The 22,040-nt window shown below is 64.3% G+C and carries 17 protein-coding genes; all 17 read right to left on the reverse strand.

Translation table 11 applies throughout. The features are described from left to right. Nucleotides 1-22: 22 nt before the first annotated feature. Nucleotides 23-3,484 carry a DNA polymerase III subunit alpha gene (gene dnaE / locus KXZ72_RS03610; RefSeq protein WP_264159495.1) on the reverse strand — a complete coding sequence of 1,154 codons (3,462 nt, stop codon included), beginning with the start codon at nt 3,482-3,484 and terminating at the stop codon, nt 23-25. Nucleotides 3,485-3,703: 219 nt separating this feature from the next. Continuing rightward, complete coding sequence (locus KXZ72_RS03615) at nt 3,704-4,624, reverse strand: RluA family pseudouridine synthase (protein ID WP_226082367.1); 921 nt, start codon at nt 4,622-4,624, stop codon at nt 3,704-3,706. Further along, nucleotides 4,611-5,171, reverse strand: coding sequence for a signal peptidase II (gene lspA, locus KXZ72_RS03620; protein WP_264159496.1), 561 nt, complete (start codon nt 5,169-5,171; stop codon nt 4,611-4,613). Before lspA ends, KXZ72_RS03615 begins: the two co-directional genes overlap by 14 nt. Before the next feature lie 61 nt (nt 5,172-5,232). Next, complete coding sequence (locus tag KXZ72_RS03625) at nt 5,233-5,808, reverse strand: DivIVA domain-containing protein (protein ID WP_226082369.1); 576 nt, start codon at nt 5,806-5,808, stop codon at nt 5,233-5,235. 131 nt (nt 5,809-5,939) lie between these two features. Continuing rightward, nucleotides 5,940-6,185, reverse strand: coding sequence for a YggT family protein (locus KXZ72_RS03630; RefSeq protein WP_264159451.1), 246 nt, complete (start codon nt 6,183-6,185; stop codon nt 5,940-5,942). 65 nt (nt 6,186-6,250) lie between these two features. After that, nucleotides 6,251-6,778, reverse strand: coding sequence for a cell division protein SepF (locus tag KXZ72_RS03635; RefSeq protein ID WP_226082371.1), 528 nt, complete (start codon nt 6,776-6,778; stop codon nt 6,251-6,253). Nucleotides 6,779-6,815: 37 nt separating this feature from the next. Next, on the reverse strand, nt 6,816-7,538 hold the full coding sequence (locus tag KXZ72_RS03640) for a YggS family pyridoxal phosphate-dependent enzyme (RefSeq protein ID WP_226082372.1): 723 nt from the start codon (nt 7,536-7,538) through the stop codon (nt 6,816-6,818). Between the two features lie 3 nt (nt 7,539-7,541). Further along, nucleotides 7,542-8,705: a cell division protein FtsZ gene (gene ftsZ, locus KXZ72_RS03645; protein WP_226082373.1), complete on the reverse strand. Its 1,164-nt coding sequence runs from the start codon at nt 8,703-8,705 to the stop codon at nt 7,542-7,544. 253 nt (nt 8,706-8,958) lie between these two features. Then, nucleotides 8,959-11,079, reverse strand: coding sequence for a lamin tail domain-containing protein (locus KXZ72_RS03650; protein ID WP_226082374.1), 2,121 nt, complete (start codon nt 11,077-11,079; stop codon nt 8,959-8,961). Nucleotides 11,080-11,239: 160 nt separating this feature from the next. Beyond that, nucleotides 11,240-12,226: an FtsQ-type POTRA domain-containing protein gene (locus KXZ72_RS03655; RefSeq protein WP_226082375.1), complete on the reverse strand. Its 987-nt coding sequence runs from the start codon at nt 12,224-12,226 to the stop codon at nt 11,240-11,242. Between the two features lie 132 nt (nt 12,227-12,358). Beyond that, the gene (gene murC, locus KXZ72_RS03660; protein WP_226082376.1) at nt 12,359-13,759 is read right to left on the reverse strand and encodes a UDP-N-acetylmuramate--L-alanine ligase; all 1,401 of its coding nucleotides are present in this window, start codon (nt 13,757-13,759) and stop codon (nt 12,359-12,361) included. 74 nt (nt 13,760-13,833) lie between these two features. Then, nucleotides 13,834-14,922, reverse strand: a complete 1,089-nt coding sequence (locus tag KXZ72_RS03665; RefSeq protein WP_226082377.1) for a UDP-N-acetylglucosamine--N-acetylmuramyl-(pentapeptide) pyrophosphoryl-undecaprenol N-acetylglucosamine transferase — start codon at nt 14,920-14,922, stop codon at nt 13,834-13,836. After that, complete coding sequence (ftsW, locus tag KXZ72_RS03670) at nt 14,922-16,130, reverse strand: putative lipid II flippase FtsW (protein ID WP_226082378.1); 1,209 nt, start codon at nt 16,128-16,130, stop codon at nt 14,922-14,924. Before ftsW ends, KXZ72_RS03665 begins: the two co-directional genes overlap by 1 nt. After that, nucleotides 16,096-17,619 carry a UDP-N-acetylmuramoyl-L-alanine--D-glutamate ligase gene (gene murD, locus KXZ72_RS03675; RefSeq protein ID WP_226082379.1) on the reverse strand — a complete coding sequence of 508 codons (1,524 nt, stop codon included), beginning with the start codon at nt 17,617-17,619 and terminating at the stop codon, nt 16,096-16,098. The genes ftsW and murD overlap by 35 nt, the downstream gene beginning before the upstream one ends. A gap of 15 nt (nt 17,620-17,634) precedes the next feature. Further along, nucleotides 17,635-18,729 (reverse strand): phospho-N-acetylmuramoyl-pentapeptide-transferase, encoded by a 1,095-nt coding sequence (gene mraY, locus KXZ72_RS03680; protein WP_226082380.1) that lies wholly within the window; start codon nt 18,727-18,729, stop codon nt 17,635-17,637. Further along, a complete protein-coding gene (locus tag KXZ72_RS03685; RefSeq protein WP_226082381.1) occupies nt 18,723-20,138 on the reverse strand; it encodes a UDP-N-acetylmuramoyl-tripeptide--D-alanyl-D-alanine ligase in 1,416 nt (471 codons plus the stop codon). Before KXZ72_RS03685 ends, mraY begins: the two co-directional genes overlap by 7 nt. 96 nt (nt 20,139-20,234) lie before the next feature. Beyond that, the gene (locus KXZ72_RS03690; RefSeq protein ID WP_226082382.1) at nt 20,235-22,013 is read right to left on the reverse strand and encodes a peptidoglycan D,D-transpeptidase FtsI family protein; all 1,779 of its coding nucleotides are present in this window, start codon (nt 22,011-22,013) and stop codon (nt 20,235-20,237) included. Nucleotides 22,014-22,040: the final 27 nt, after the last annotated feature.

Below are 22,040 nucleotides of genomic sequence, written 5' to 3' on the forward strand. Positions count from 1 at the left end.
TCTAAAAAATTCCGAAAATCGTTTAGCTCAAACAGTTCGGGCCGAGCAGAGATTTCAGCTCGCCGAAGAGGTCCGGGCTCACCCGTACAGGATAGTTCGGTACCTCGAAGACGCGCGCAACATCGCCGCGAATCAAACGTATCCTCAGCTCACTCTCGCCCGGGTGGCGCAGCAAAACCTCGCGCAGCTCCCCGATCAGCTGGGTACTCGCCCGGGAATCCGGCATCGATAGGTGAAGCAGGCCCAGATTATCGGACTGCTCAAACTCGGGGGCGATCAGGCTATAGGCGTGCAGATTCATGCCGTCATCTCGCATGCTCACCCGCCCGCGCACCACCACAATCGAGTCGGCAATCAGCTGCTGGGAGAACTCCTGATAGCCCTTACCCATGAACATCACGGTGATCTCGCCACCGAAGTCCTCCACGGTGATCATGCCGTACTGATTTCCGGACTGCTTGGCCACGCGGTGCTGTACCCCGGTCACCAGCCCGGCGATGGTCACGGTATCGCCGTCCTGGGTGGCCTCGGAGGCCATCAGATCGGTGATCGTGGTGGAGGCGTGCTTGGCCAGCTGCAATTCGAGCCCGGCGAGCGGATGATCGGAGACATAAAGGCCCAGCATCTCGCGCTCAAACGCGAGCTTATCGCGCTTATTCCACTCGGGCCGATCGGGTACCTGCGAGTTCACCTCGTCCAGGTCAAAGATCCCGGCAAAAAGATCCACCTGGCCCTTGGCCTCGTTGCGCTTAAGACCCACCGCGGAATCCACGGCGTCCTCGTGGATCTCCACCAGTGCGCGCCGGGTATTGCCCAGCGAGTCAAAGGCGCCGGCCTTAATCAGTGATTCCACGCTGCGCTTATTGGTGGCCTGCATCGGCACCTTCGCGAGATAGTCGTGGAAGTTCTCATAGCGGCCCTTTTCGGCGCGCGCGCTTCGGATCCCCTCCACCACGTTGGTGCCCACGTTGCGCACGGCCCCCAGCCCAAAGCGAATATCCTCGCCCACGGCGGCAAAAAAGCCGATCGACTCGTTCACATCCGGCGGCAGGACCTTAATGCCCATGCGGCGGCACTCGTTAAGATAAATCGCGAGCTTATCCTTGGAATCGCCCACGCTGGTCAGCAGCGCCGCCATATACTCGGCCGGGAAATGCGCCTTAAGATAGGCGGTCCAATAGGACACCAGCCCGTAGGCCGCCGTATGTGCCTTGTTAAAGGCGTAGTCGGCGAAGGATTCCAGGACCTTCCAGAGCGCGTCCATGGCCTCCTGGGAATAGCCATTGGCCGCCATTCCACCAAAGAAATCGGCCTGCTGCTTATCCAGCTCAGACTTCTTCTTTTTACCCATCGCGCGGCGCAGCACATCGGCCTGGCCGAGGCTAAACCCGGCGAGCTTCTGCGCCGCACTCATGACCTGCTCCTGATATACGATCAGGCCATAGGTACCGCCCAGGATCTCGTGCAGCGGCTCCTCCAGCTCGGGGTGGATCGGCACGATCTCCTGCTGCTTATTTTTACGCAGCGCATAGTTGGTATGCGAGTTCACACCCATCGGGCCCGGGCGGTAGAGCGCCAGCACGGCCGAGATGTCCTCAAAATTATCGGGCTTCATCAGGCGCAGGAGCGAGCGCATGGGCCCACCATCCAGCTGGAATACCCCGAGGGTATCGCCGCGGGCCAGCAGCTCATAGGCGGCCACATCATCGAGCGTGAGGTCCTCGAGCACCAGCTCCTCGTTGCGGTTGGAGCGGATATTATCCAGGGCATCGTCGATGATCGTGAGGTTGCGCAACCCCAGGAAGTCCATCTTGATCAGGCCCAGGCTCTCACACGCGGGGTAGTCAAACTGGGTGACGATCTGGCCGTCCTGCTCGCGCTTCATGATCGGCACGATGTCGATCAGCGGCTCGGAGGACATGATCACACCGGCGGCGTGTACACCCCACTGGCGCTTCAGGTTTTCCAGGCCCAGCGCTGTATCAAATACCGTGCGTGCCTCGGGATCGGATTCGATCACCGAGCGGATATCCACGGCCTCCTTATAGCGCGGGTGGTCCTTATCGAAGATCCCGGTGAGCGGGATATCCTTACCCATGATCGCGGGGGGCATGGCCTTGGTGAGCTTCTCTCCCATGCCATAGGGGAAGCCCAGCACACGCGAGGAGTCCTTCAGCGCCTGCTTGGCCTTAATCGTGCCATAGGTCACGATCTGGGCCACGCGCTCATCGCCGTATTTTTCGGTCACATAGGTGATGACCTCGCCGCGGCGACGATCATCGAAGTCCACATCGAAGTCGGGCATCGACACACGCTCGGGGTTGAGGAACCGCTCGAAGATCAGGCCGTGCTGGATGGGATCCAGATCGGTGATTTTCATCACATAGGCCACCATCGAACCGGCACCCGAACCACGCCCGGGACCCACCCGAATGCCGTTCTCCTTGGACCAGTTGATGAAGTCGGCCACCACGAGGAAATACCCGGGGAAGCCCATCTGGATGATGACGCCCACCTCATAATCGGCACGCTCGCGCACATTTGCGGGGATACCGTTCGGATAGCGCTCGTGCAGGCCCTTCTCGGTCTCCTTGATGAACCAGCTGTCCTCGTTTTCTCCCGGGGGCACCGGGAACCGCGGCATATAGTTGGCCTTGGTATTAAATTCGACGTTGCAGCGCTCGGCGATGAGCAGCGTGTTATCGCAGGCATCCGGGTGATCGCGGAAGAGATCACGCATCTCCTCGGCGGTTTTCAGATAATAGGATTCGCCGTCAAATTTAAAGCGGTTGGGATCGTCCATCGTGCTGCCCGACTGCACACACAGCAGGGCCGAATGCGATTTGGCATCGTGCTCATGGGTATAGTGCAGGTCGTTGGTGGCCACGAGCGGAATCTGAAGGTCCTTGGCGATCTTCAGGAGATCGCCGATGACACGGCGCTCGATATCCAGACCGTGGTCCATGATCTCGCAGAAATAATTTTCCTTGCCGAAGATGTCCTGATATTCGGCGGCGGCCTTGCGTGCCTCGTCGTATTGCCCCAGGCGAAGCCGGGTCTGGATCTCGCTGGACGGGCAGCCGGTGGTGGCGATCAGGCCCTTGCCGTAGGTTTCCAGCAGTTCGCGGTCCATGCGCGGCTTAAAATAATAGCCCTCGATCGAGGCCAGCGAGTTGAGCCGGAACAGGTTGTGCATGCCCTCGGTGGTCTCGGACAGCAGCGTCATATGGGTATAGGCTCCCGAGCCCGAGACGTCATCGCGCGAGCCATCGCCCCAGCGGATTCGCGTGCGATCCGAGCGGTGCGTGCCGGGGGTGATATACGCCTCGGTGCCGATGATGGGCTTCACGCCGGCATCGGTGGCGGATTTCCAAAAATCGAACGCCCCAAAGACGTTGCCGTGGTCGGTCACGGCCACGGCCGGCATACCGGCCTCCGCGGCGGCGGCCACGAGGGGTTTTACGCGTGCGGCACCATCGAGCATCGAGTACTCGCTGTGGACGTGCAGATGGACAAACTGATTATCAGTGGGGGCCAAAAACTTCTCCGCTACTCACCTAGATGTGGAATGTTAAGACTACCCCGCGTGCTCCCGTTATGGGCACGGCGGGGCGAGGATCGGGCCAGCAATACCCGGGTGGCCGGGTGGCCCAAAACACACAGCCCCCGGCGAAACGCGCGGGGGCTGTGCAAGGGGGATGGCCTAGTCGAGGCGCAGGAGATCCAGCGCATGCGAGAGATCCTCGGGATACGGGGCGGTGAAGCGCACGCGCTCCCCCGAACCCGGATGGGTGAACTCCAGCTCGGTGGCGTGCAGCCACTGCCGGGTCAGGCCGAGGCGCTCGGCCAGCTGCGGGTCGCCGCCGTAGAGCGGATCGCCCACGCAGGGGTGGTGCTGCGCGGCCATATGTACACGGATCTGGTGTGTGCGGCCGGTCTCCAGGTGGATCTTGAGCAGCGCGCCGCGGACAAAGGCCTCCATGGTCTCATAGTGCGTGACCGAGTGCTTGCCATCCGCGGTGATCGCGAATTTCCAGTCGTGGCGCGGGTGGCGCCCGATGGGGGCGTCGATTGTGCCCGCGAGCGGATCGGGGCGGCCCTGCACAATCGCGTGATAGATCTTCTCCACCTCGCGGTCGTGGAACTGCCGCTTCAGCTCGGTATAGGCGCGCTCGGATTTGGCCACCACCATAAGCCCGGACGTGCCCACGTCCAGGCGGTGCACGATTCCCGCGCGCTCGGCGGCACCCGAGGTGGACACCGTGAAGCCGGCACCCGCGAGGGCGCCCAGGACGGTGGGTCCGCTCCAGCCCATCGAGGGATGGGCCGCGACGCCGGTGGGCTTGGAGATCACGATTATATCGTCGTCATCGTGGATGATGTCGAGGTTATCCAGCACCACCGGAACGATCGTGGGCTCGGCCTTGGGCGTCCAGGACACCTCGAGCCAATCGCCGGCGCTGAGCCGATCGGACTTGCCCAGGACCTTGCCGCCCTGGCTGACGCCGCCGGCCTCGGCGACCTCCGCGGCGAAGCTGCGGGAGAAGCCCAGCAGTTTGGCCAGGCCCTGGTCTACGCGGGCCCCCTCCAGACCGTCGGGGACGGGAAGGCTACGGCTTTGCATCGGTGTGTTCCTCTGTGTGGACATCGTCCACGGTTACGGGGGTGTTCTCCTCCGCGGCGGCCCGCTCATCGGCGAGGCGCTGCTTCTTGGAGGGGGTGCGGGTTCCGTCGATATTTATGCCCAGGAACGTGAGGATCAGGAAAAGAATCATCGATCCCACGATGAGGATATCGGCCACGTTATATACGGCGGGGACAAGCCAGGGGGTGGAGATGAAATCCACCACGTGGCCCAGGCCAAACGAGGGCTCCCGGAACAGGCGATCGATCAGGTTTCCGAGCACACCGCCGAGCAGCAGGCCGATCACAACGGCCCAGGCGGTGGAGCGAATCTTGCGGGCAAAAACGATGATCGCGATGACCACTAGCGAGGCCAGGATCGAGAAGATCCACGTGCTCCCGCTGGCCAGCGAAAATGCCGCACCGGAGTTTTTAATGAAGTACAGGGAGAGTGCGTTGCCCAGAACGGGGACGCTCTCGTGCAGGGTGAGGTTATTCACCACCAGGTATTTGCTCACCTGGTCGGCGGCCACCCCCGCGAGGGCCACGAGGGCCAACAGCGGGAGTGTCCACCGACCGGAGTGAGTGCGAGATTCTTGAGACAAGAATCTACTTGGAGGAGCCGGTGCCCGACGCTTCGTCGAGCTCCTTCAGCTGGCCCTCGATATAGCCGCGCAGCTGCTTGCGGTAGTCGCGCTCGAAGACACGCAGTTCGTCGATCTTATTCTCGAGAACGCTCTTCTGCTTCTCCAGGATTTCAACCTGGGCGCGCTGCTTGGCCTCGGTCTCGGCAACCACGCGGGCGGCGGTGGCGTGACCCTCGGCGATAAGCGCATCGCGCTTCTCGGTGCCCTCCTTGACGTGCTCGTCGTGGAGACGACGGGCCAGCTGCAGCAGGCTCGAGGAGCTCTCGGCGTCGTCGCCGGATGCCGCGGGAGCGGCGGCGGCAACGGCCGATACGGGAGCGGGAACCGCGGCGATGGGGGCCGTGGCGCTCTTGGGTGCACCGGCACCCGCCTCGGCTGCCTTCAGGCGCTCGGTGAGCTCCTGGTTCTCCTGCACGAGGCGACGGAGTTCAACAACGACCTCATCGAGGAAATCGTCTACCTCGTCCTGGTCATAGCCCTCGCGGAACTTCGTCTGCTGGAACTGCTTATTAACAACATCTTCCGGAGTTAGCGCCATGGCTTCCCACCCTTACTCATTACGACTGGTTGTGACCGACGGTGCCAACAGTTTGGGCTGCCGACGTCGATCGGTTCGGTTGTTTCCGCTCGTTGAGCGAATACGTGACACTTCACAATACCGCGAAGCACCTACACACGGACAAAGTTATTAACGAGTGTCATCGCAATGAGGACACAAAACATGGTGATACTCCACCCAAAATCGAGCGCGGCGCCACCGATTCGCACCGGAGGGAGAATCCTGCGGAAGAATCGGATGGGCGGATCGGTGAGGGTAAAGACCAGCTCGGCGAGGATGAGGACCGTTTTCTGCGGGCGCCATCCGGGCTTAATCGAGCGATAGAGGTCGAGTACAAACCGGGCCCATAACATCATGAAATAGATGAGAAGCGCGGTATAAAGGACGAATCGGACGAGGCCGATAATGCTCTCCACGTCGCTTATTGCTGGGCGAAGAACGTGCCCTCGACGTCGGCGGCTTCGCCACCGGACTCGCCGAGAACCGCAACGTGCTGCGGGGACAGGAGGAATACCTTTGAGGTCACTCGCTCGATCTTGCCGTTAAGTCCCTGTGAAAGACCACTTGCGAAGTCGATGAGGCGGCGGGCATCGCCATCGCTCATCTGCGAGAGGTTGATAATTACCGGTACACCATCGCGGAACGTCTCAGCGATCACCTGTGCGTCCTTATACTGCTTGGGGTGCACGGTGAGGATCTCGCTGAGCGAGGCCGGGGCGGCCTGGCGCGTGGCTGTGGGGCGACGCAGGGGCGTAACCGAGGCGCGCGGCGCGCTGGGCGCGGGGGCGGCGTTCACGTGGGATTCAGCGGTCACCGGGCTGGCAGCGGCGGCGGGGGCGGCCGGAGCCTGTTCGGCTGCCTGCTGGCCCTTCTGTGACGCCTCCTGGTAATCGAGGTCGTCATCGGCCAGGCCAAGGTAGACCATGGTCTTCTTGAGCGGGTTGGACATTGCTACCTCCGATTTTGCGCGGTTCTTATAGAGAACATTAACGTTGTTCCGGTCGTTTTCCGGTGATTGCCGATCCAATTCGAAGGTGTGTCGCACCCTCGGCAATGGCGGCGGCATAGTCGTGAGACATACCGGCCGAAATAAATCGGGCCTCAGGCTTGAGTCTACGCACTCTCTCCGAGATCTCCCGCAGGCGCGCAAAGGCGACACGCGGTTCCTCGTCCAGCGGGGCCACGGCCATGACCCCGCGCAGGTCCAGCGCGGCGGATTCCAGGACGCGCGTGGCGGCGGCCTCAACCTCGGCGGGGTTCACTCCCCCGCGCCCGGGATCATCCGTGAGATTAATCTGCAGGAATCCGGGAAGGGGCGCGGCCTCGGGATAGTCCGGATCGGGATCGGCCAGCGCGGCGATCACCGATTCGCGGTCCAGCGAGTGTACGGCCGCGGCATAGCGCCGCACCTGGCGGGCCTTCTTGGACTGAAGCTGGCCGATGAAATTCCAGCGCAGCCCCTCCAGGTCGGAGGTCTCCTCGGCCTTGGCCCGGGCCTCCTGATGGCGGTTCTCCCCCACGTCGCGCACCCCGAGGGCGTAGAGGTCACGCACGAGGGAGGCGGGATGAAATTTGGTGACCACAATCGTGGTGATCTCGGCGGGGTCGCGGTGCGCGGCACGGGCCGCATCGGCTACCCCGGCGTTAATTCGGGCGAGCCCGGCGGCGAGATCGTGATTCTCGCCGCCGGGCTCCACACTGAGCGCCATGATTTACTTCAGGAAATCCGGAATATCGAGTTCCCCGGAGTCCGCGAAGGCGGGGTCGGCGGTAGCCGGAGGGGTATCGAGGTTTTCGGAGGCCACGTTCCAGCCGGCGGCGGGCTCATCCACGATCATCTCGGTGGAGGCCACCTCCTCGGTGGAGGTGAGGACCCCGCCGGCGCCAATCTTGGCATCCTTAAGCGCGTCGGCGTTTTTCACGGGCGGCTCGCCGCCGTCAAAACCGGCGGCGATAACGGTGACCCGAACCTCGTCGCCGAGGCTATCGTCGATAACGGTTCCGAAGATGATATTGGCCTCGGGGTGGACGGCCTCCTGCACCAGGCGGGCGGCATCGTTGATCTCGAAGATACCCAGGTTGGAGCCACCCTGAATCGACAGCAGCACTCCGTGTGCGCCCTCGATCGAGGCCTCCAGCAGGGGCGAGGCCACGGCGAGCTCGGCCGCCTTAATGGCACGGTCGGCGCCGCGCGAGGAGCCGATACCCATCAGGGCCGATCCGGCGCCCTGCATCACGGATTTCACGTCGGCGAAGTCGAGGTTAATCAGGCCCGGGGTGGTGATCAGGTCGGTGATGCCCTGAACGCCGGCAAGCAGGACCTGGTCGGCGGTGGCGAAGGCCTCGATCATCGAGATTCCGCGGTCGCTAATCTCCAGGAGGCGGTCGTTGGGCACCACGATGAGGGTGTCCACCTCCTCCTTCAGCTTGGCAACACCAAGCTCGGCCTGAGCCTGACGGCGGCGGCCCTCAAAGCCGAAGGGCTTGGTGACCACACCGATGGTGAGTGCGCCGATGGACTTGGCGATGCGCGCCACGACGGGGGCTCCACCGGTGCCGGTTCCGCCTCCCTCACCCGCGGTGACAAAGACCATATCGGCACCCGCGAGGGCGTTCTCGATCTCCTCGGCGTGATCCTCGGCGGCGCGACGGCCAACCTCGGGGTCGGCACCGGCGCCGAGTCCCCGGGTGAGCTCGCGGCCCACATCAAGCTTGACGTCGGCGTCGCTCATCAGGAGCGCCTGTGCGTCGGTGTTAATAGCGATGAACTCTACTCCGCGGAGGCCAAGTTCGATCATGCGGTTTACGGCGTTAACGCCGCCTCCGCCAATGCCGACGACCTTGATCTCGGCGAGGTAGTTCTGGTTTGATGTCACGTCGACCTCCGGTGAGAACTCTCAACCTCTACTTTAGGTTTAAAGTTATGCTCAGTATGCATTTCCTTCCTTTGACGTTAGGCCCCAGGGAGGGTGCCGCGCCGCCGACACGCCCGCGAGTCGGCAACTTCGGGGGCAGATCGGGCACTTTTGCTCCCGCGGCGGAGTTTGGGCTCCGCGTGGCGGGTGCGGAAACGGCATGCGCCGCACGCCCCGAGGGGCGTGCGGCGTAGGTGCGGCCGGTTGCGGGCGGCTAGGCGGCCGAGGTGGCGGAGCGGCGTCGCAGGATCAGGCCGCCGCCGAGCAGGAGCAGCGCAACCAGTGCGAGCGGGAGCACGGCCTCCGCTCCGGTGCCGGCCAGGCCCGCGGGGGCGCCGCCGATCGTGATCGGCGTCCATCCCAAGACCTCACCGGCCGGGGTGGCCAGGACGAGGCGGTGAGCCCCGGTGGGGATGGTGCCCGGTAGGGTCACCTGGATCGTGCCATCGGCGGCGACGATAAAGGTGCCAAGGTGCACGGGCGTGGAGAACAGCCACATCTCCACGGATTCACCGGCACGCGCGGTGCCCACCGACACGCGTACGGTCTGCCCGGGGCTCGCCGCGGCCGGGGCCGAGATCAGCCCGGACAGGGCCGGGGTGAGCGCGCGCTCGGAGGGCACCACGGCGGAGCCTGCGGGAGCGGTGGGCTGGGTGGACGGACCGGCGGTGCCGCTCGGCATGGACGTGGCGGAGGGGGTCGAGGAGGCCGTCGGCGACGGGCTCACGCTCGGGCTGGGCGAAACACTCGGCTCGGGTGACACACTCGGCTCGGGTGACACACTCGGCTCGGGAGACACGGTCGGCTCGGGAGACACGGTCGGGCTCGGCGACACACTCGGCTCGGGAGACACGGTTGGGCTCGGCGAGACCGAGGGTTCCGGGGTGACCGCGGCGCAGGCCAGGGTGCCTCCGCGCAGCGCGTGACCATCGGTCTGATTATCATCCGACCAGAACACGGGCTTCACGCCGTTTTCGCAGCGGGTATCCGGCGCAAAGGTGAAACCCTCGTTATTTACATTGGGCATATTTCCGGGACGCTCATTAAGCTCGGTCACCGCAAAGGCGCCGTTATCACCCACGCGCAGCAGCGCGGTACGGCCGTTGCAGGTATCGTCGCAAGCGGCCCAGAGTGCGCCGGTCTCGGCCTCATATTCGAGGTCCATGACCCCGGGAAAGCCGCTGCTCAGGGTGGCCACACGGTGGAACGAGCCGTTCACCTGGTTCAGGGCATAGGCATAAATATTTCCGTTGGCCTCAAGCCCAACAAAAAACAGCCCGGTTCCGTGATCCGGGTACAGGGCCGGGTCATAGGCGGCACCGCTGCGCTCATCGCGGAAGCCCGCGGCGACCAGCGCCGCGTCCGGGATCCATTCAATTGCCTCGAGGCCACTATTGGGGGCCACCGCGGGCAGATCGGAAACCAGGTTCCACTCCATGCTTGCGTTCAGCGTGGCTGCGGGTGAGGAGACATCAAAACGCAGCACCGAGGGGCGGCTGATCTTGCTCGCGGAGTTATTGCGCTCGGTCGAGACAAAGACTCCCCCCGCGGCCCCGGCATCGGTCAGGGTGACACCCTCGGCATCGGGGTCTCCCGTGCCATCGGCATAGCGCAGCGCGATCGCTCCGGAGGAATCCGGGCCCCAGCCCTGCGCGTTGGGTACCAGCCGGTACAGGGTGCTGGGTCCGTTGCGTACGGCCCAGATGGCATCCTGTGCCGCGGTCGCCCCGGCCTCATAGTCCAGGCCGCTGAGGTTATCGCCGAAGGAATTGGCCACATCGAGCGTACTCACCTCGGATCCACCGGGCCAGGCACGCGCGGTCACCGGAACCGCGGTGGGCCCCGGGCTCGCGGTGTTACTCGGGGTTGGGGTGGCACTCGGGGTTGTGGTGCCACAATCATTCGCGGCGCCCTTGGTGGGGGCGACGGTGGTCAGAAACTCCCCCACCCCATCGGGGCAGCGGCCATATGTGGTGCGCGCGTGGGCGGTCCAGGTATAGGAGTCGATCAGGGTTGAGCCATCCGCGGCGAAGAGGCGCGCGGAATCGGCCTTCCCCAGGCCGTATTCGACCTCGGTGTCCACCGCCAGAAAACCACCCGCGGCGATGCTTGTTCCCGCGGGCAGCACCAGGGTATGCGTGTCATCGTTATCGCGCAGGATCATGCCGGAGACATCCGCGGCCTCAGTGCCGGTATTCATCAGCTCGATCCAGTCCCCGGGCACTCCCCCATCGGACTCAACCTCGTTGATACGCACCGGGCTCTCGGGTGCGGCCTGGGCAGCGAGTGCGGGCAGGCCCGCTGCCAGCAGCGGCAGGATAATAATCGCCGGCACTGCCAGGCGTCGCAGCGGTCTGCGTGTGGGGGTCAACACGGGGGTTGTGCCTTTCGTCGGGGCGGGCAGAAGCCCGCCTCCCACAGCCTGGTTCAGTCACATAAACGGTGAATGAACGCACGCAAAACACTCGTACTCGACGGAGGGGTCGCGTGTGGCCCTAGCCCACAACCCCAACATCCGTGGAAGTGACGTTATACAGCGTGGCCTCGGGCTGGGCCCGCATCAGCGCCTCGAGCAGGGTGGCCTTCACAGCGCCCTCGCTATCATCGCCCCAGAGGACCCGCGCGGCGCTATCGCTGAGCCCAAAGGAGACGTCATCGCGCGTGGTCGCCGTGATCGTGGTGACCCGCGCAAGAAGCTCCGCGGGCATCGAGCGCAGCACAGCGGCGGCGGCCCGGAAGGCGGCGGGCTCGGCGAGGCGATCCACCTCGATCAGGGGGAAGCCCGCGGGATGCTCGGCGGAGCGTTCGATCACGATGCCGGCGGCATCCACGATCTCAAATCCGCCCTCGGCCGCCACCACGCCGATCGGGCGGCGCTCCACGATCCGCACCACGAGGGTGCTCGGGGGGCGCGCCTCGACGTTATAGGACTCGATCAGCGGATAGCCGGTCAGGACCGCCTTGATCTCGCCCTCGTCCACCATCGGGAACGGCGAACCCAGCTGGCCCGCCAGATCCTGGGAGAGGGCCTCCGCGCTCACGCGCTCGGCACCCTCCACCCGGATTTCCCGCACCGACATGATCGGCGTATAGGCCATGAGCACGGCCAGGACCGCCACGGCCAGGACCGCGCCGATGCCGATCAGCCAGGAGCGACGGCGGCGGCGCTGCCGCGCCGTAAAGCGGCGCACCTGAGTGCGCTGCCAGCGCTTACGCTCGCGCTTGGCCGTGCGCAGGGTGCCCCTCACCCGCTCGGGAGAGAGCGGATCGGGTTCCGGCATGGGTTCGGGGGTCGGGGTCGGCTCCGCCGCGGTCCCCACACCCGCGCCGGGGCGGCGGAGGCGATCGCGCAGGCTGCGGCGCACGGTCGCGCCGCTCTCCCCCGCCGACTCCTCCTCCGTGGCCGGCGCGGGGGTGCCGTCGATCAGTGAGCGCAGCTCGGAGAGATCGAGGGTATCGGCATCACCAATATCCGCGGGCACCCGCTCCGGAGAATCCTCCGTGCCACGCGGCCGCGTGAACGGGGTCGCGGGAACCGTCGGCTCGGGGCGCGCGGGGGGCGTGGGCTCCGATCCGGGGGTGGGGCCGGGAACTCCGGAGGGGCGCTTCACCGGCTACCGACCGCCGTTTTCGAGGGAGGCGAGCAGCTGCGGTACAAGCTTATAAACGTCACCGCAGCCCAGCGTGATCACAAAATCACCCGGGCGGGCCACCGATGCCACATAATCGGCCGCGGCCTGCCAATCGGCCTCATAATGAACCCGCGTGGGGTCCTGCCAGCGCTCGGAGACGATCTCGCCGGTGATCCCGGGGATCGGGTCCTCGCGCGCGGCGCAAATATCCAGCACAACCGTATGATCGGCCACGCGCTCAAGCGTCTCGGCAAATTCGCCCGCGAGGGCCATCGTGCGGCTGAAGAGGTGCGGCTGCTGCACCGCGATGATCCGACCCTCGCCCACCACGCTGCGGGCGGCGGTCAGGGCTGCATCCACCTCGGTGGGGTGGTGTGCATAATCGTCATAAACGCTCACGCCCCCGACCGTGCCGTGCAGCTCAAAACGACGCTGGGTTCCGCCAAACGTGGCCACCGCCGCGAGCGAGGCGGCGGGGTCAAAACCCAGCCCCACCAGCACGGTAAAGGCTCCCGCGGCGTTGAGCGCATTATGGTGTCCGGGCACGCGGAGCTCGGTGGAATAATCGGCGCCGTCATAGTGCACCGAGAACCGCACCGGGCCGTCGGTGATAATCGAGTGCACCCGCACGTCGGCGTCGGCGGCCTCGCCGAAGGTCAGCACGCGGGTCTCGGGGGCGAGGCGCGCGGTGATGCGCAGGGCGCCGGGATCATCCGAGGAGATCGCCACAAACTCGTTGGTGCGATCGGCAAAATCAATAAACGCCTCATCAAATGCCTCGAGGCTGCCGTAGTGGTCGAGGTGATCGCTGTCCACATTGGTGATCAGGGCCACCGCGGTGTCATAGAGCAGGAACGAGCCGTCCGATTCATCGGCCTCGATCACAAAGAGGTCACCCGTGCCGCCATCGCTCGACACGCCGAGCGGCTCGATGACACCACCGTTCACAAAGCTGGGGCTCTCCCCGAGGGCAAGCATGCCGGAGACCAGCATGCCCGTGGACGTGGTTTTTCCGTGGGCCCCGGCCACGGCCACCAGGCGCTTGCCGCGGCCCAGCGCGGCGAGGGCCTGCGAGCGGTGCAGGATCGGAATATTATTTTCGATCGCATAGCGGTACTCGGGGTTCTCGGGCCACAGCGCGCTGGTGACCACAAGCGTCGAGGCGCCCTCCGCGTTTTTGGCGTCATGACCCACGCTGATGGTGGCCCCGAGTGCACGCAGCTCGTCCAGCTTGGGCGATTCATCGCGGTCCGAGCCGCTCACCGAGAAGCCGGCCTGCAGATACATCCGGGCAATGCCGCTCATCCCGGAACCGCCCACACCCACGAAGTGCAGGTGCCCGAGGTATTCGGGAATGACAACGCTGAGGTCGGGCTTAATCACGGGGTGTGGCTCTTTTCATCTCTGGGTCGATTCGGCGGGGTTTTCCCGCCGAATCGGGACATACGGTGGAACGTTTAGGCGGATACCGGGAGGCCTGCCTCGGCGGCATCGATCAGCGCCAGCAGGCGCTCGGTACCGTCGAGGCTGCCCATCAGCCGCGACTGCACGGCCATATCGTGCACCCGGGTGGTGTCGCGCAGCAGCGGGATCAGCGTTTCGCGCACCCACTCCGGGGTGAACTCGGCATCGTCCACGAGCAGGGCTCCCCCGGCACGCACGGCATCGGCGGCGTTAAAGCGCTGCTCGCCATTGCCCACGGGATAGGGAATATATACCGCGGGGATGCCCAGCGCGGACATTTCGCTGACCGTGGCGGCACCGGCCCGGGAGACCGCAAAATCGGCCACGGCGAGGGCCAGGTCCATGCGGTCGCAGTATTCGATCACGCGATAGTGATCGGCCCCGGTATCGCGCAGGTCGCTGCGCCCGCCGACGATATGCAGGATCTGATAGCCAGCGGCCACGATGGCCTCCTGCGAACCGGTAATGGTCTGGTTCAGCTTGCGGGCGCCCGTGGAGCCACCGGTCACCAGCAGGGTGCGCCGGGTGGGATCGAGGTTAAATGCCGCATAGCCCTCGGCCCGCGCCACATCGCGCTGCTGCGAGACGATCTCGGCGCGCAGCGGCATGCCCACATAGCTGGACTTGCGCAGGCGCGTGCCGTGGAAGGCCACACCGATATAGTCCGTATAGCGCGAGCCCGCCTTATTGGCCATGCCGGGCTTGGCATTGGCCTCGTGGATTACCAGCGGGGTCTTGGTGCGCTTGGCCGCGCGATAGGCGGGTGCGGAGGCATAGCCACCATAACCCACCACCACGTCGATATTTTTCTCGCGAATGATCTTTTCCACATCGCGCACAGCGGCGCGGAAACGAGCGGGGAAGCTCAGGGCCGCGCCGTTGATGCGGCGCGGGAACGGGAGTCGCTCGATCGTTAAGAGGTCATAGCCGCGGGCGGGAACCAGCCGCGCCTCGAGGCCCTCCTTGGTGCCCAGAACGTAGATGACCGCGTGGGGATCGCGGGCCCGCAGGGCGTCGGCGGTGGCCAGCAGCGGATTCACATGCCCCGCGGTGCCACCCCCGGCAAGAAGATAGTTTGTCATCAAATACTCCGATTCTGGGCGGTCACCGTGAAGGTATCCCGCGAAATTTCCTGAGACTGTCCCCGCGCGAAGGATAGCACCACTCCGATCGCCGCCAAAGACGTGATCAGCGCGGTTCCACCCGCCGAGAGCATCGGGAGGGGAACCCCCAGCACCGGCAGGATGCGCAGTACCACGGCGATATTCACCACTGCCTGCCCAATAATCCACACCATGATCGCACCGGTGGTGATGCGAACCATGGGATCCTGCGCCGAGCGAATCACACGGATGAAGCCGATCGTGAGCATCACAAAGAGGCCGATCACCACGATAGCGCCGATGATGCCCAGTTCCTCACCGACGATCGCAAAAATATAGTCATTGGAGGCGGCCGGCAGCCAGGAATACTTCTCCCGGGAGTTGCCGAGCCCCAGCCCAAAGATGCCGCCGTTGGCCAGCGCCCACGTGCCGTGCAGGGGCTGCCAGTCGAGCCCCTCATAATCGTCGGTCTCGCCAAAAAAGCTGCCGATACGGTCGAGGCGGTTCTGGCTGATCAACACAAATACCAGCACCATAAGCGCGCCGATGCCCAGGGGCACCAGCAGATAGCGCATCCGGATATTGGCAAAAAAGAGGCCACCAAAAACGAGCCCGGCCATGATCATCACGGTTCCGAGGTCGTGACCGGCGAGGACCAGGCCCAGCGCAATCGCGGCCACCGGCAGCGCCGGGATCAGTACGTGGCGCCAATCGCCCAGCAGATCGTATTTGCGGCCGAGCACCACCCCGAGCCAGATACACAGCGCAAGCTTCACGGCCTCCGAGGGCTGCGCGCTGATCGGACCGAGCGCGATCCAGTTTCGGTTTCCACCGTCTTCGAAGCCCAGCGGGGAAAAGACCAGACCCTGCAGGACCAGGGAGGCCCCGAGCAGCCACCAGGCCCATTTTTTCCAGAAGGTAATCCGAAACCGGCTGATGATCAGCATCAGCGGAATACCGATCACGGCCCAGGTTGCCTGTTTCCAGAAGCCGCCAAAAAAGCCCTTATCGTCGAGCCAGGAGTCCACGCTGGACGCGGAGAGCACCATAACCAGACCGATCAGGACCAGGAAGATCGTGGTGCCGAGGATCAGATAATAATTTGAGGACTCGGCGGCGAAGAGTTTCCCTACGCTCACCCGAGCCGTGCGGCTAGTGGGTGTGGGGTCGGTCGGTGTGGCCGTCATGCGCTGCCGCACCTCCCCACTTCTCGGTAACCGCCGCGGCGAATTTCTCACCACGGTCGTTATAGCTGCTGAACTGATCCATGGATGCGGCCGCGGGGGCCAGGAGCACGGTGTCTCCCGGGCGGGCCAGGGTCGCGGCGAGTTCCACCGCAACCGTCATCACCCCTCTAGTGTCCGTCGCTTCGACCTCAAGCACACTCACCTCGGGGGCGTGTCGCGCGAAAGCCGCCCGCAGCTCCGTGCGATCGGTTCCGATCAGCACGGCTCCGCGCAGGCGCGGGGCAAAATCGCGCACCAGTTCGGCGGGGTCGGCACCCTTAAGTAGGCCGCCGGCAATCCAGACAATCGAGGGGAATGCGCCGAGCGAGGCGCGCGCCGCATGGGTATTGGTGGCCTTGGAATCGTCGATCCAGGTCACCTCCTGCGCGGTGAGTACGGTCTCCACGCGGTGGGCGTCCGCCCGGAAGCCGCGCAGCGCCAGGTTGATCTCCTCGGGCGCGATGCCATAGGAGCGGGCCAGGGCAGTGGCCGCAAGCACATCCTCCACGAGGTGCGGGGCGCTCATGCCGGTATGGGAGAGCTCCTCCACCGTGATGATCTCCAGCGCCGAGTGATGCCGGTCGGCGTGGAAGGCGCGGTCCACGAGGATTCCCTCCACCACGCCCACATCGCTTGGGCCGGGTACACCCAGGTCAAAGCCAATCGCCCGGGCACCATCGGCCACATCGGCCTCGCGCACCATGTGCTCGGTCACCGGATCGGCCTTATTATAAACACACGCATGGCGCACGTTTTCAAAGACCAGGCCCTTTGCGGCGATATAGGCCTCGCGCGAACCGTGCCAGTCGAGGTGATCATCGGCGATATTCAGGCAGACCGAGGAGAACGGCGACAGCGGCTCGGGCAGCGTGGACTGCGCCAGATAGTGCAGCTGGAAGCTTGAGAGCTCCACCACAAACACGTCAAAGCCGGCCGGATCGCGCACGGCATCCAGCACCGGCACGCCGATATTGCCGCAGGGCGCCACGCGGGCGCCCCCCGCGGCCAGCATGGCCGCGGTGAGCTGGGTGGTGGTGGTTTTGCCGTTGGTTCCGGTCACCAGGATCCACTCCGCGGGCGTGCCGGTTTTATCGCGCACGCGCCACGCGAGCTCCACGTCACCCCAGACCGGGATACCGGCCTCGGCGGCCCAGCGGATCAGGGTGTGATCGGGGCGGAAACCGGGCGAGGTCACGATGACCTCGGGGCGGAACTCGGTGAGTTCGATGGGCACCGTGGATAGATCGCCGGTATAGAGCGTCGCGCCGATCACGGGGATCAATCGCGCGCGATCGTCCTCGGCGGCGGCGGCCACCACCAGCACGCTGGCGCCCAGCTCGGTGAGGGTATCGGCGACGGAAAAGCCCGTATTGCCCAGTCCGAGGACGGCAACGCGCAGGCCCTTCCACTCCGAGTACCAGCTGGTCAGGGAATTCAGGTCTGTAGTCATGCTGCGCTTTCCGGCCTACCGGTAGAACCATTCGAGATAAAAGACACCCACACCGGCGGCACAGAGCAGCCCGGCGATAATCCAGAAGCGCACCACCACGGTGACCTCGGCCCAACCCTTGAGCTCGAAGTGATGGTGAATGGGCGACATTCGGAAGATGCGTTTTCCGTGGGTGATTTTGAAATATGCCCGCTGGATGATCACGGAGCCAGCCTCGATCACGTAGAGACCGCCGATCAGGACCAGCAGCAGCTCGGTGTGGGTGAGGATCGCGAGCGATACCACGGCACCACCGAGGGCGAGGGATCCGGTATCCCCGAGGAAGATATCGGCGGGCGAGGTATTCCACCACAGGAAGCCGATCAGGGCCCCCGAGATCGCGGCAGCGACGATTGCCAGATCCAGCGGATCTCGCACGTTATAGCACTTATGGGCCACATCCGCGGCCAGCGAGGGGTTCAGGCAGTTCTGGTTGAACTGCCAGAAGCCGATGATGATATAGGAGCCGAGGGCGAGGATGGTGGCACCGGTGGCCAGGCCGTCCAGGCCGTCCGTGAGGTTCACCCCGTTGGAGGTTCCCACCACGAGGAAGCTGGTCCAGATCAGGTAGAGAATATAGCCGATGACCGGGCCCGCGAAGATGAGGTTGAAGTTGAGGTCGCGCGTGAACGAGATGGCCGTGGTGGCCGGTGTCACGCCGCTGGAATTGGCGAAGTTCAGCGCCATGATGCCAAAGAGCACGGCCACGATGAGCTGCCCGGCGATCTTGGACCAGCCGCCCAGGCCGAGGCTCTGCTGCTTGCGCACCTTGAGGAAGTCGTCCAGGAATCCAACGATTCCCAGGCCCACCATCATAAACAGCACCAGCATGGCCGAGACCGAGACCGATTCGCCGGTGATCAGTTTGGCCAGGAAATAGCCAAAGAGCGTACCGATGATGATGACGATGCCACCCATGGTGGCGGTTCCCCGCTTGGAGTGGTGAGACTCGGGCCCATCGCTACGGATGAACTGTCCCCACTGCAGCTTATGGAAAAGCTTCACAAAGACCGGAGTCAGTGTGAGGGAGAAGACCATCGATAAAACGACGGCCAAAAGAAGGGCTAGCACGTGAAAAATTCTCCCAGTCGATCACCGAGCAAACGTAGACCCGCGGAGTTGGACGATTTCACGAGAACCGTATCGCCCTCGCGGATCGAGGTAGACAGGTACTCATAGGCGGCATCTGCATCCTCACAATATACCGACTCTCCGTCCCATGAGCCCTCGTTGATGGAGCTGATGTAGAGGCGGCGCGCGTCGGCACCCACCACCACGAGCAGGGAAATGTTCAGCCGCACCAGTTGCAGGGCGATGCGATCGTACTCGTCCCCGGCCAGGTCGCCGAGCTCGGTCATCGCCCCGAGGACCGCCACGGTGCGCTTCTCGCGCGGGGTGATCTGGGCGAGGGTGCGGATGGCCGCGGCCATGGAATCGGGGCTTGCGTTATAGGCGTCGTTGATGATGGTGACGTCCTCGCGCCCACCGAGTACCTCCATGCGCCAGCGCTCGGCGCGTCCCAGGCCCTCGAGGGCCGCGATGGCCCGGCCGATATCCACGCCGAGCGTATCGGCCACGGTGAGGGCGGCCAGCGCGTTATATACGTGGTGTTCGCCGAGAATCCGCAGGTGTACGGGGTATTCGTCGCCATCGGGGCCGTGCAGCGTGAACGTGGTTCCCGTGCGGGTGCTGAGGATCCGCGAGGCGCGGAAAGTGCCCGCACCGTCCACGGCGAAGGTGCGCACGGTCGCGGCGGTTTTCTCCGCCATTCCAATCACGCGATGGTCATCGGCGTTCAGGATGGCCACCCCCGTGGCGGGCAGGTCCGAGACCATCTCGGTCTTGGCCTTCACGGTGGATTCCACGCCGCCAAATTCCCCGGCGTGGGCGAGGCCCACCTTCAGGACCACCCCGATATCCGGGCGGGCGATATTCACGAGTCGGGTGATGTCGCCGATATGGCTGGCACCCATTTCAACGATTAGGTAACGAGTGTCATAATCGGTGCGCAGGATGGTCAGCGGCGCGCCCACATGGTTATTAAACGAGGCGCGCGGGGCCACCGTATTTGCCTCGGCCGACAGGATCGCATCGAGCATGTTTTTGGTTGTGGTTTTGCCGTTGGAGCCGGTGATTCCGATGACCTCCAGCGGGCCGGCCGCGCGCACGCGGGCCACGGCCTCGCGGGCCAGATCGGCGATCGCCAGCACCACATCGGGCACGATGATCTGCGCGATCTTGGCGTCCACCGCGCGCTCCACCAGCGCCAATATAGCGCCGCGTTCAAGTGCGGTACCCACAAAATTATGGCCGTCGGTGGTCTCGCCGGGCTTGGCGATAAAGATATCTCCCGGCCCGATCAGGCGGGAATCGGTGTCCACGGCCCCGGAGACCGTGTCCTCCGCGCCGAGGGTGCCCGGGGCACTCCGGAGGTCACCTCCGGTGATCGTGGCTATCTCGGCGAGGGTTAGTGCAATCATGATGTCTTACTGTCTTTCATGTGCGTCGCGGGCCGCGCGCACTCTGTTTATGTCGTATGTCGGCCTGGCGGGCTCGCCAGTCCGGTCAACGCGGGGCTAAAAGCGCCCCTTCAGGTCCGGGCCGGGGGTGGTGGCCGGGGCAATTCCGTATTTTTTGATGACCTGGGCCACGGCTTCCTTGAACACGGGGGCCGCCGCCGCGGACGACCGGGAGGTGAGGGGCGAGTAGAGGTGAACGGTGATCACATACTCGGGATCATCGGCCGGCACGGCACCGGCCATCGAGGCAACAAAGGTCGTCTGTAGTTTACCGTTCACAAACTGCTCACCGGTTCCCGATTTGGCCGCCACGCGATAGCCGGGCATTCTGAGCTGATCGGCGAGGAAGCCATCGGTCACCACTGTCTCCATCATCTGGATGGTTTCGGTGGCGGCCTTCTCGGAGAGTACCCGCTCCCCCTCGCTCGGCTCGGGCACATCGGTCACGGTGCCATCGGGATAGCTGCATCCCTCCACAAGCTGCAGGGGAAGCATGACGCCCTTATTGGCGATGCCCTGATAGATATGGGCCATCTGCACGGCGGTGGTGGACAGGCCCTGACCAAACATGGTCACATAATCGGTCTGGCCATCCCAGTCCTTTGCGGGACGCATGACACCCGAGGATTCACCGGGGAACTTCAGCCCGCTGGGGCTTCCGATGCCAAATTTTTCGAGATAGTCGTGGCGGGCCTCGGAGGTCATCCGCTCGCCGAGGATGCTCAGTCCGGTATTGGAGGACTGCTGCAATACACCGGTCAGCGTGAGGTTCATCGGGTCGTGCGGGAGAGCATCGCGGATGGTGACCCCGGGCTTGGGGTGATAGCGGTATTCCGCGACCACCTGGTCATTGGGGGTGGCATTGCCGCTGTCGATCAGCATGGCCGCGGTGAGTGGCTTAAAAATGGAGCCGGGCTCAAACGGGGCCTGGAAGGCCTTGGAGCCGCGGAACTCGGCGGGCGTTCCGTCCACGTCGGCGGGGTCCACGCTCGGGGCCTCGGCGAGGGCACGGATCTTGCCCGTTTTCACCTCGGTGACCATCGCGATACCGTATTGAGCCTTGGTCTCCTGCACCTGCGAGGCCACCAGCTGGGCCATTGCCCAGTTCAGGTCGCGATCCAGCGTGAGCTGGAGCGTCCCGCCGGGCTTGGGCTCGCTGAGGATCTCGGTGGTTCCGGGGAGAGCAACGCGGTCCTTGGAGCGCTGCGCGAATTGCAGGCCGCTCTCGCCGCGCAGGCACTGCTCCATGGCCAGCTCCATGCCCGCCTGACCCTCGTTATCGGCCCCGACAAAGCCCACAATATTGCCCGCGATGGCACCGTTGGGATAGCTTCGGCCGAAGGTCCGCGGGATGATGAGCCAGTCGATCTTCAGGGCGCGAATCTTCTCGAAGGTCTCGAAGTCCACCCCCTTATTGAGGACCGCATAGGAGGAATTGGGGTCCTTCGCGAGGGCGTCATCCACGATGGTCTGCAGGGACTCGGGGGAAACCCCGAGCACCCCCGCGACCTCCTGCATGGCCTGGGCCACGGGAACCTTTACCCATTTGCCCTCGTCGTTTTTGCGCTTAAACTCCGTGACGTCCTTGGGGGAGGTCAGGATCTCAAACGTATCGATCGAGGAGGCGAGGACCGTTCCATTGGTATCCACGATGTCCCCGCGCGGGGCGAAGAGCGTGGTGGTGGAGCTCATTTTTTCCAGCGCGTCGGCCTTAAGGCTCTCGGCACGCACCACCTGAATATCGATCAGGCGGATCACAAACAGGACAACTACCAGGAGGATAACCACCATGGCGGCCATGATCCGCCGCCGTGTCGAGACTGCTTCTGAGGTCACTATTCTCTCCCCTTACTGCGAAGAACT

The sequence above is a fragment of the Mycetocola spongiae genome, from assembly GCF_020424085.1.
Lineage (GTDB): Bacteria > Actinomycetota > Actinomycetes > Actinomycetales > Microbacteriaceae > Mycetocola > Mycetocola spongiae.